The following is a 9271-nucleotide window of genomic DNA, read 5'->3' as shown; positions in this document are numbered from 1 at the left end:
CCCATAGCGCAAGCTAGTAAGATCCCTGAAAGATGATCAGGTTGATAGGTCAGAGGTGGAAGCGTGGCGACATGTGGAGCTGACTGATACTAATCGATCGAGGACTTAACCACAATTTGAAATGGTATTCTCGGATACACTTACTTCTTCTGGATTATCTAGTTTTGAGAGAACGAATCTTTCATTTTCTCTTGCAATAATTTTAAAAGGCATTATAACAAAATATGTCTTTAACTTGTCTGGTGGCGATAGCGAGAAGGTCACACCCGTTCCCATCCCGAACACGGAAGTTAAGCTTCTCAGCGCCGATGGTAGTTGGGGGTTTCCCCCTGTGAGAGTAGGACGCCGCCGGGCGATTATTTTAAATTATTATTCCGCAGTAGCTCAGTGGTAGAGCAACGAGCAAAGCTGCTGGATTGGGCTCCGAGTTGTACCCATCGAGCTGCTACTTGCTTAAGCTTACTGAGATGGGGACATTCGAAGCAAAACAATGTTTAGGGTTGTATATTATTATTCCGCAGTAGCTCAGTGGTAGAGCATTCGGCTGTTAACCGAACGGTCGCAGGTTCGAATCCTGCCTGCGGAGCCAAACGGAGAGCTGTCCGAGTGGCCGAAGGAGCACGATTGGAAATCGTGTAGGCGGTTAATCACTGTCTCAAGGGTTCAAATCCCTTGCTCTCCGCCATATTTAATTATATGGCCCGTTGGTCAAGCGGTTAAGACACCGCCCTTTCACGGCGGTAACACGGGTTCGAATCCCGTACGGGTCACCATTTTTCGTGGATACATAGCTGGAGGATTAGCTCAGCTGGGAGAGCATCTGCCTTACAAGCAGAGGGTCGGCGGTTCGATCCCGTCATCCTCCACCATATCAGTTAAGTTTTCATGTTTTTTATCGTCGCGGGGTGGAGCAACGAGCGTTACTTCACAGAATGAACTGCGAGTTGTACCGATCGAGCTGCTACTTGGTTCAGCATCCTGAGATCGGGACAGTTCTTATGGTATCAATGAGCATAGGAAAAACTTAATAATTTCTATTGTCGCGGGGTGGAGCAGTTCGGTAGCTCGTCGGGCTCATAACCCGAAGGTCGCAGGTTCAAATCCTGCCCCCGCAATCTGGTCCCGTGGTGTAGCGGTTAACATGCCTGCCTGTCACGCAGGAGATCGCCGGTTCGATCCCGGTCGGGACCGCCATTTTTTTATAACAGTTATAAATTGGCTCAGTAGCTCAGTCGGTAGAGCAGGTTGCTCTCATCATTGATTGGCTCCTGCGGCAACCTGCGAGAAAGATCGTGAGATCTTTTGAGCAAAGGACTTACTTGATTAAAATTTAGGAAATATTTGCAATTATGGCTCAGTAGCTCAGTCGGTAGAGCAGGTTGCTCTCATCATTGATTGGCTCCTGTGGCAACCTGCGAGAAAGATCGTGAGATCTTTTGAGCAAAGGACTTACTTGAATTAAAATTTAGGAAATATTTGCAATTATGGCTCAGTAGCTCAGTCGGTAGAGCAAAGGACTGAAAATCCTTGTGTCGGCGGTTCGATTCCGTCCTGAGCCACCATTTTCTTTCAACCTCATATTAATACAAAGCCGGTGTAGCTCAATTGGTAGAGCAACTGACTTGTAATCAGTAGGTTGGGGGTTCAAGTCCTCTTGCCGGCACCATTTATGGTTAGTTTTTCAGATTGACCCGAAAAATGATCGGTGATATAATTAATTTTCTTGATGGAGGGGTAGCGAAGTGGCTAAACGCGGCGGACTGTAAATCCGCTCCCTCAGGGTTCGGCGGTTCGAATCCGTCCCCCTCCACCATTTGATATATAGGGGTATAGTTTAAAGGTAGAACAGAGGTCTCCAAAACCTCCAGTGTGGGTTCGATTCCTACTACCCCTGCCAAATAACTATAATGGCGATTGTGGCGAAGTGGTTAACGCATCGGATTGTGGTTCCGACATTCGTGGGTTCGATTCCCATCAGTCGCCCCATGATGTTAAATTAGTATCAATTATCTTATCCATCTTAACGGTGACAATTATTTTCAAAAAAGCTGCCTAATATGTTATGGCGATTGTGGCGAAGTGGTTAACGCATCGGATTGTGGTTCCGACATTCGTGGGTTCAATTCCCATCAGTCGCCCCATAAATATACAATGTTAATTAATGGGCTATAGCCAAGCGGTAAGGCAACGGACTTTGACTCCGTCATGCGTTGGTTCGAATCCAGCTAGCCCAGCCATTTTGCGGAAGTAGTTCAGTGGTAGAATACAACCTTGCCAAGGTTGGGGTCGCGGGTTCGAATCCCGTCTTCCGCTCCATTAGTTTTTTGGCGGCATAGCCAAGTGGTAAGGCAGAGGTCTGCAAAACCTTTACCACCGGTTCGAATCCGGTTGCCGCCTCCATTTACTTAGAAAATGGACAAGCAGGATTACGATTTGCCGGGGTGGCGGAACTGGCAGACGCACAGGACTTAAAATCCTGCGGTAGGTGACTACCGTACCGGTTCGATTCCGGTCCTCGGCATCACCCATAATTTAATACGCCGGTGTGGCGGAATTGGCAGACGCGCACGACTCAAAATCGTGTTCCTTCTGGAGTGTCGGTTCGACCCCGACCACCGGTACCATATTTATTTAACAGGGAAACCTGTTTTTATTTTTAAAAATAATTATACTTCACCTATGTGCGGGTGTAGTTTAGTGGTAAAACCTCAGCCTTCCAAGCTGATGATGTGGGTTCGATTCCCATCACCCGCTCCATACATACCCTATCGCAACGCAGTGTTTCGTCTCTTAAAGAACGAAGCATTGCGTTTTTTCTTTTTCACTGATAAAAAAAGATAAGCTCCGGTACAGTAAATATCCGTGCAATAAAAATAGGATGCAGTTCAGCATCCTATTACCTCATATTTTGCAGTTCCTCCATGTAATTGAAGAAACATATTCATTGCGGCTTCTGTTAGCTTCACCTGGTTTTCCTTATCAAGGGACGGACGCAGGTAAATGATTTGGACAGCACTTGTTGTCTCAGGGCCAACCGCTGTTCTGGTGGAATCGACAAACGGGCTGCCGAAGGGACCGTTTTGATCGGCAGAGATAATGAGATTCGCAAGAGAATTGCTTCTGCCATTTAAGCCGAAATATTCTTCACCTTTACCGCCAAGCCGGATTGAAATATCCCCCGATAAAAGGTTGCGATCATAAATACCGATCGGTACCTGGTACTCGAGTGAACAAAAGTTATTCAGATCAATAGCACTATTAACAGAGTTTATATAGTTTTGCTTTTTGATTCGCCGGTAAAGTGCCTCCGCAGAGGGGCGATAACGGTTTGGATCGATACCAGTCTTCTTAAAGATCTGCCTCCACTCCTGAATGCCTTCGAGATCGGTAACATTTTTGTTTTCTAAATCGAAAAATATCGATTCTTGAAAAAGCTGGAACCTGCCTTTTAGCATTTGCGGGGATTCTCCGACTACAATGCCATGATACTGAATGACACCAACATTAAAGCTGGGGATAATCGCTGCTATATCAGGTGACATGACTATTTCCATGCTTTTCACCTCCATATTCGTTTGAAAATAGTCTATCATATAAACCGTTGATCGTTATAATAAAGGCTTTTATTCCTGCCATATAGGAACTCATGAAAGAAAGTAGGGCCGATCATAAAAGAGTGTCCAGCAGATCAAGAATCAGCTAAGACGTATCGAGAGTTTGATGCAAGGAAAGAAATATCCCCGACAAACGGATGATCTCGATCTTCATAGTGTTAAAGACAAAAAATTGAATATTTAGGGTTTACATATTGATGGGAAAGACATTATAAAAACAGACACATTCGTCTTTTTTATAATATGCACTAATTTTCCCAAATTGAGAGGTTGTTTTTTATGCGAAAGGGCGAACGAACGAAAAAAATGATTATTGAAAAAGCGGCTAACCTCTTTAATCAAAGGGGGTACGTAGCCTCAACTATGGTTGATGTTATGAATGCGACAGGACTGGAAAGAGGCGGTTTATACAATCACTTTAGCAGTAAGGATGAGCTTGCAAACGAGGCATTTCTTTATGCGGCTGAAACTATAGGTTCGAAGTATCGAGAGGCTTTGTGGACAGAGAATCACATCGTCGAACGCTTGCACGGGTTCCTTCACATATTCAGCCGTCTATATGAAGATACTCCTATTCCAGGTGGCTGTCCGATAATGAATGTTGCCATAGAAACAGATGCGGTAAATCCGGTATTGAAAGATTATGCTAATCAAGCCATGCTACAACTTCATGAATCAATTGGAAGAGTGGTTATGCAGGGAATTGAATACGGAGAAGTAAGTTCTCAGGTAAATCCAGAAGAGGTTGCCACCGTTTTGCTTTCCTCGTTAGAAGGCGCCCTGATGTTAAGTCGTCTACACAAGGATAAAAAATTTTTGAATCAAACGATCGATCATCTTCAAGATTACATTCGTAAACGGGTTGTCAAGGAAACGGCTTAAACTGCCGATTTCTTTTACCATAAAAACAGACATGTGTGTCTGAAAATAAAGGGAGGAAAGCAATTGTGTGGAATCGTTTTGTGGCCATGGGTGACAGTGTGACGGAGGGGATTGGAGATGAAGTAGAGGGAATTCCTTGTTTAAGTTGGGCATACCACTTTGCAAAAGAGTGGCAAGAACGCTGCCCAGAGTTAATCTATACCAATATCGCCATCAGGGGACAAACTACGGCCGAAATCCGGAGGACACAGCTGGGAAAGTGCATGGCTTTAAGGCCTGATCTTGTATCCTTGATGGCAGGCGGTAATGATGTATTGCAAGGGAGATGGAATGCTTCCGCATTTGAACAGGAGTTTGGAGAGATGCTGTCTACTTTATTACAGACAGGCGTTACCATTATTTCTTCCACAGTTCCGGACTTTCCAAAACTTCGTACGCTTCCGACTTCACAGGCAGGGCAAATTCGCAGTCAGTTGACAGAGCTCAATCAGTTGATTCGTGAAAAATGTGTCGAATTTGGTGTTCCCTACGCTGAATTATGGCACGCCCCTTTTACGTTGAATTTAGAAACGTGGAGCCGGGATGGAATTCACCCAAACTCGGTCGGATATATGGCATTAGCAGGTGCAATGAACGACGTCCTGCTGCAAATAAAAAATACGCCGAATGGTCCACTGGGAGGAATATCAAAGTGAAGATTGGTCGCGGTTCCCAAAGGCATCTGGAAACCATGTGGCCAAGGACATGGTTGCCTGGCATGTGAAGGACGGTTTGTGGATCGGCATCGATACGGCAAACGACAGTTCCTGATAACCGTGCAGGAAGAAACAGCTAAACAAGAACCGGCAAGGATCTAAACAAAAACACAGAGGAGCTGTGAACATATGGCGCTTCTGTGTTTTTGATATTTGTACTTTAAAAATAGCAGGAATTAAATCAATAACAACGGATTTTAACAGATCAAAGTCGAAATTACCTATATTCTGTTAGTAACCTTTCCTGTTTGAATAAGAGCAAGGAGATTAGTGGATGAATGTAACCGAGGAGCAACAGTGGTTCCAGGTTCTGTCTGGAAAAGCCGAACTAACATGGCAGTTTTGGAGTGAATCAATTGACGCCAACTTTAAAGCCGGGGATAATGCTGCTATATCAGACGATATGAATATTTCCATGCTTTTCACCTCCACATTTCCTTGAAAATAGTTTATCATATAAACCGTTGATCTTTATAATAAAGGCTTTATGCCTGCCATATAGGAACTCATGAAAGAAAGGAGGGTCGAAAATGAATAGTATCGAGCTGAAGCAGGATATCATTGCCTACAGTAAAACAATCGGTATTGATAAAATTGGTTTCACGTCAACAAATACATTCAGTGAGATGAAAAGCCGGCTGTTGCGCCAGCAGGAGCTGAACTACCAATCAGGCTTTGAAGAGCCGGATATTGAAAAGAGAACGGATCCATCGCTTTTGCTTGATAAATCACAGTCGATTATCGCTATCGCTTTAGCTTACCCTTCGAAAATGAAAGAGCAGGTTTTGAGCAAAAAAGGCGAGCGACGGGGAATTTTTTGCCGGGCGTCATGGGGAACCGATTACCATATGATTTTGCGCGACCGCCTGAAAAAACTTGAAGAATATATTTTGTCGAAAGTGCCTGAAGCCAAACTTAAGTCAATGGTTGATACAGGGGAATTAGTCGATAGAGCCGTTGCGCAAAGAGCGGGAATCGGCTGGAGCGGGAAAAACTGTTCAATCATTACTCCAGAATTTGGCTCGTATGTGTATCTCGGAGAAATGATCACGAATATTCCGTTTGAACCTGATACTCCAATGGAGGACCAATGCGGAAGCTGCAATAAATGTGTTGAGGTCTGTCCTACAGGTGCGCTGATACAAGGCGGTCAGTTAAATGCACAAAGGTGCATCGCTTTTCTAACGCAAACTAAAGGTTTTCTGCCCGATGAATTTCGTGATAAGCTAGGCAATCGGCTGTATGGCTGCGATACTTGCCAAACGGTTTGTCCTGTAAACAAAGGTAAGGATTTTCATTTCCACTCTGAAATGGAACCTGACCCGGAAATAGCAAAGCCATTATTAAAACCGTTGCTTCGGATTGGAAATCGCGAATTTAAAGAGAAATACAGTAAAATATCCGGTTCATGGAGAGGCAAAAAACCAATCCAGAGAAACGCGCTGATCGCCCTTGCCCATTATAAAGATGAAACTGCAATTCCCGACATCATTGAAGTTCTTAAAAATGACGCTAGGCCTGTCATCAGGGGGACGGCGGCCTGGTCGTTGGGGAAAATTGGCGGAAACGAAGCAAGAGAGGCCCTTCAACATGCTGTTCAAACAGAAAAAGACGAGGAAGTTATCAAAGAAATTGAAAAAGGACTAACTTTTTATGTTCACTAACAGGAATGGACTCCCATTCCTGTTTTTTTTGGTTTGATTGCGCTGTTTCTTCATATGTATGTATATGAGAGGAGTGTTTCCAATGCGCGAACAGCTGCAGGCTCTTTTAGGAAGACGGGTTAACCAATATATATCACACACGCGAAGCGATAAAGATTTACCACAGAAAATAGAAATTAAAAAAGATTGTTTGTCGAAAAGATCGGCTGAAATTGTGAAGGCAGCAGCAAGGGGAAAAATCACGGATAAGCAAGAGGAAGATGATCACACTACCCTTTTGTATGAAGTACATTTTCAATTTTTAATTCGCCAAAAGGGAATGCTTTATATGGAGGAAGAAATCGAAAAACGAGAGGCCGATTTTTATAAAGGGGTCTTAATTGAAGATAAAGAGATCTCCATATATGCTCATGAAAACCTGGCAGAAGTTTTTCCGGATGACCCAATTCGGGAAATGCAAAGGACGAAGAATGAGTTCTATTATGATCGCTTAAAAGCGGTCCAATATGCGGAAAGATGGTGGAATGATTACAATCCAGCCTTTAAAAAGTTTGAAGTGGATTGCACCAACTATATTTCCCAGTGCCTGCATGCCGGAGGGGCGCCAATGAGAGGTTACCCGAACAGGAGCAATGGCTGGTGGATGAGAAATAATAATTGGAGTTATAGCTGGTCAGTTGCCAATTCACTGCGCTGGTATTTGCCGGGATCAAAAACAGGCTTGCGCGGAAGAGAAGTCAGCAGCGCTGATAAACTATTGCTTGGGGACGTGATTTGCTACGATTTTCAGGGTGATGGCCGTTTTGACCATAATACAATCGTTACCGGCAAGGATGCATTTGAAATGCCCCTTGTTAATGCCCATACACATAATAGCAGGATGCGTTACTGGGCATATGAGGATTCAACTGCCTATACTCCAAATATTAAATACAAGTTTATAACAATAGTTCATGATGAGTGAACATTCTTGTCTGAGCAACCAAGAGTGGTATAATAGCCTTTAGAGTTTATTATTGAGGTGAAAAAAGTGGGTTTGCATGTCGTACTATACCAGCCGGAAATCCCAGCCAATACAGGCAATATAGCGAGAACTTGTGCTGCAACAGATACAATTTTACACTTAATCAGGCCACTCGGATTTTCAACAGATGATAAAATGCTGCGCCGGGCAGGTTTGGATTATTGGGAATTTGTAAAGGTTGTTTACTACGAATCGTTAGACGAATTTTATGAAAAAAATAGTGGCGGTGAATTTTTTTATTTAACAAAGTTTGGAACGGAGCCGCATTCATCATTTGATTACAGCGACGCTGACAAGGATTACTATTTTATTTTTGGAAAAGAGACAACCGGGCTTCCTAAAAATATCATTGAGGCGAATAAAGAAAGAAGCTTGCGCATTCCAATGAATGAGAATGTCCGCTCATTAAATTTGTCCAATACAGCTGCGATTTTAATTTATGAAGCATTAAGGCAGCAGGATTATCCGGCTTTAAGATAAATGGCATGGACCTAACCGCTCAAGGTCCTTTTCAGATGATACATAAAGGTGGGACAGGCTTATGAATCCAACAATTGAGACGATCTTAAACCATCGTTCAATCAGGAGTTTTGAAGATAAACCGTTAACTGACGAGCAGATCGACACGATTATCGCTTGTGCACAAGCAGCTGCTACTTCAAGCTTTATCCAGGCATATTCGATCATTGGCATCACCGACCGAGACAAGAAACAGAAGCTTTCAGAGCTTGCCGGCAAGCAAAGCTACGTGGTGCAGAACGGCCACTTCTTAGTGTTTTGTGCAGATTTATACCGCCATCAATTGATCGGTGAAATCGAAGGGAAAGATGTCATTCCCGCTATTGAGAGCACGGAAAAATTTATGGTTGCTTTGATCGATGCATCTTTAGCGGCGCAAAATGTTGCGATTGCCGCTGAGTCAATGGGATTAGGCATCTGTTATATCGGGGGAATCAGGAATAATCTTGAGGAAGTATCAAAGCTTTTAAAAACCCCTGAGCGCGTTATTCCGCTATTCGGCCTTGCTATAGGTGTTCCGATGCAGGAGCCTGGCCAGAAACCGAGGCTGCCGCGCAGTCAGGTGTACCATCTCAACGAATATCAGCAAGATAAAAACCGCTATCTCGAAGGTCTAGAGGAGTATAACGAGACGATTTCTGCTTATTATGAACAGAGAACCGGCGGACGAAGAAACGACACATGGACAGGCCAAATAGCAGGGATGCTTGAGAACCAATCGCGAATGTACATGAAGGAATATGTCCAAAAATCAAAACTCGATTTGCGTTAATAGAAAAAGCTGCTGAGCTTTCAGCAGCTTTTTACACTTTG

The 9271-nt window shown here is 43.7% G+C and carries 8 protein-coding genes, 18 tRNA genes and 2 rRNA genes; 27 read left to right on the top strand and 1 reads right to left on the bottom strand.

The genetic code is table 11. The features are described from left to right. The 20 genes from CU635_RS22025 to CU635_RS21930 all read left to right on the top strand — a co-directional run. Positions 1-113, top strand: a 23S ribosomal RNA gene (locus tag CU635_RS22025); the annotation flags it as partial. Positions 114-238: 125 nt separating this feature from the next. Further along, positions 239-354 (top strand): 5S ribosomal RNA (gene rrf / locus CU635_RS22020). 160 nt (positions 355-514) lie between these two features. Further along, positions 515-589: transfer RNA gene (locus tag CU635_RS22015), tRNA-Asn, on the top strand. Positions 590-592: 3 nt separating this feature from the next. Then, positions 593-685 (top strand) — tRNA-Ser (locus CU635_RS22010). Between the two features lie 13 nt (positions 686-698). Then, positions 699-773: transfer RNA gene (locus CU635_RS22005), tRNA-Glu, on the top strand. A gap of 20 nt (positions 774-793) precedes the next feature. Beyond that, positions 794-869: transfer RNA gene (locus CU635_RS22000), tRNA-Val, on the top strand. Positions 870-1041: 172 nt separating this feature from the next. Further along, a tRNA-Met gene (locus tag CU635_RS21995) sits at positions 1042-1115 on the top strand. A gap of 3 nt (positions 1116-1118) precedes the next feature. Next, a tRNA-Asp gene (locus tag CU635_RS21990) sits at positions 1119-1194 on the top strand. A 292-nt stretch (positions 1195-1486) separates the two neighbouring features. Next, positions 1487-1562, top strand: a tRNA-Phe gene (locus CU635_RS21985). 28 nt (positions 1563-1590) lie between these two features. After that, positions 1591-1666 (top strand) — tRNA-Thr (locus CU635_RS21980). A gap of 62 nt (positions 1667-1728) precedes the next feature. After that, a tRNA-Tyr gene (locus tag CU635_RS21975) sits at positions 1729-1813 on the top strand. Positions 1814-1823: 10 nt separating this feature from the next. Beyond that, positions 1824-1897: transfer RNA gene (locus CU635_RS21970), tRNA-Trp, on the top strand. 13 nt (positions 1898-1910) lie between these two features. After that, positions 1911-1986, top strand: a tRNA-His gene (locus tag CU635_RS21965). Between the two features lie 79 nt (positions 1987-2065). Further along, positions 2066-2141, top strand: a tRNA-His gene (locus CU635_RS21960). 21 nt (positions 2142-2162) lie between these two features. Continuing rightward, positions 2163-2237, top strand: a tRNA-Gln gene (locus tag CU635_RS21955). Between the two features lie 4 nt (positions 2238-2241). After that, a tRNA-Gly gene (locus CU635_RS21950) sits at positions 2242-2316 on the top strand. 10 nt (positions 2317-2326) lie between these two features. Further along, a tRNA-Cys gene (locus CU635_RS21945) sits at positions 2327-2400 on the top strand. 35 nt (positions 2401-2435) lie between these two features. After that, positions 2436-2521, top strand: a tRNA-Leu gene (locus CU635_RS21940). A gap of 18 nt (positions 2522-2539) precedes the next feature. Continuing rightward, positions 2540-2624, top strand: a tRNA-Leu gene (locus CU635_RS21935). A gap of 59 nt (positions 2625-2683) precedes the next feature. Next, positions 2684-2757: transfer RNA gene (locus CU635_RS21930), tRNA-Gly, on the top strand. A gap of 128 nt (positions 2758-2885) precedes the next feature. On the opposite strand, the gene CU635_RS21925 is transcribed toward CU635_RS21930, so the two are convergent. Next, on the bottom strand, positions 2886-3554 hold the full coding sequence (locus CU635_RS21925) for a B3/B4 domain-containing protein (protein ID WP_101579506.1): 669 nt from the start codon (positions 3552-3554) through the stop codon (positions 2886-2888). A gap of 339 nt (positions 3555-3893) precedes the next feature. On the opposite strand from CU635_RS21925, the gene CU635_RS21920 reads away from it, so the two are divergent. The 7 genes from CU635_RS21920 to nfsA all read left to right on the top strand — a co-directional run bounded on the left by CU635_RS21920 (position 3894) and on the right by nfsA (position 9230). Next, positions 3894-4496 (top strand): TetR/AcrR family transcriptional regulator, encoded by a 603-nt coding sequence (locus tag CU635_RS21920; RefSeq protein WP_101579505.1) that lies wholly within the window; start codon positions 3894-3896, stop codon positions 4494-4496. Positions 4497-4561: 65 nt separating this feature from the next. Further along, complete coding sequence (locus CU635_RS21915; protein WP_101579504.1) at positions 4562-5191, top strand: SGNH/GDSL hydrolase family protein; 630 nt, start codon at positions 4562-4564, stop codon at positions 5189-5191. A 334-nt stretch (positions 5192-5525) separates the two neighbouring features. Further along, entirely contained in the window at positions 5526-5693 is a 168-nt protein-coding gene (locus CU635_RS23575) for a hypothetical protein (protein ID WP_180955739.1), read from the top strand. An 88-nt stretch (positions 5694-5781) separates the two neighbouring features. Further along, positions 5782-6915 carry a tRNA epoxyqueuosine(34) reductase QueG gene (gene queG / locus CU635_RS21910; protein WP_101579503.1) on the top strand — a complete coding sequence of 378 codons (1134 nt, stop codon included), beginning with the start codon at positions 5782-5784 and terminating at the stop codon, positions 6913-6915. Between the two features lie 82 nt (positions 6916-6997). Continuing rightward, entirely contained in the window at positions 6998-7879 is an 882-nt protein-coding gene (locus tag CU635_RS21905; RefSeq protein ID WP_101579502.1) for an amidase domain-containing protein, read from the top strand. 66 nt (positions 7880-7945) lie between these two features. Next, entirely contained in the window at positions 7946-8419 is a 474-nt protein-coding gene (gene trmL, locus CU635_RS21900) for a tRNA (uridine(34)/cytosine(34)/5-carboxymethylaminomethyluridine(34)-2'-O)-methyltransferase TrmL (protein ID WP_101579501.1), read from the top strand. Positions 8420-8480: 61 nt separating this feature from the next. Next, positions 8481-9230 carry an oxygen-insensitive NADPH nitroreductase gene (nfsA, locus tag CU635_RS21895; protein WP_101579500.1) on the top strand — a complete coding sequence of 250 codons (750 nt, stop codon included), beginning with the start codon at positions 8481-8483 and terminating at the stop codon, positions 9228-9230. Positions 9231-9271: the final 41 nt, after the last annotated feature.

Origin of the sequence: Bacillus canaveralius (assembly GCF_002860125.1) — a bacterium.
Lineage (GTDB): Bacteria > Bacillota > Bacilli > Bacillales > Cytobacillaceae > Bacillus_BJ > Bacillus_BJ canaveralius.
Note: the sequence above shows the minus strand (reverse complement) of the source record. Positions and strands in the feature narration are given on the sequence as shown.

What these genes read in the sequence shown, in the direction of transcription:
- CU635_RS21925 (WP_101579506.1), bottom strand. Translation starts at nt 3,554, where the DNA reads ATGGAAATAGTCATGTCACCTGATATAGCAGCGATTATCCCCAGCTTT.
- CU635_RS21920 (WP_101579505.1), top strand. Translation starts at nt 3,894, where the DNA reads ATGCGAAAGGGCGAACGAACGAAAAAAATGATTATTGAAAAAGCGGCT.
- queG (WP_101579503.1), top strand. Translation starts at nt 5,782, where the DNA reads ATGAATAGTATCGAGCTGAAGCAGGATATCATTGCCTACAGTAAAACA.
- CU635_RS21905 (WP_101579502.1), top strand. Translation starts at nt 6,998, where the DNA reads ATGCGCGAACAGCTGCAGGCTCTTTTAGGAAGACGGGTTAACCAATAT.
- CU635_RS23575 (WP_180955739.1), top strand. Translation starts at nt 5,526, where the DNA reads ATGAATGTAACCGAGGAGCAACAGTGGTTCCAGGTTCTGTCTGGAAAA.
- nfsA (WP_101579500.1), top strand. Translation starts at nt 8,481, where the DNA reads ATGAATCCAACAATTGAGACGATCTTAAACCATCGTTCAATCAGGAGT.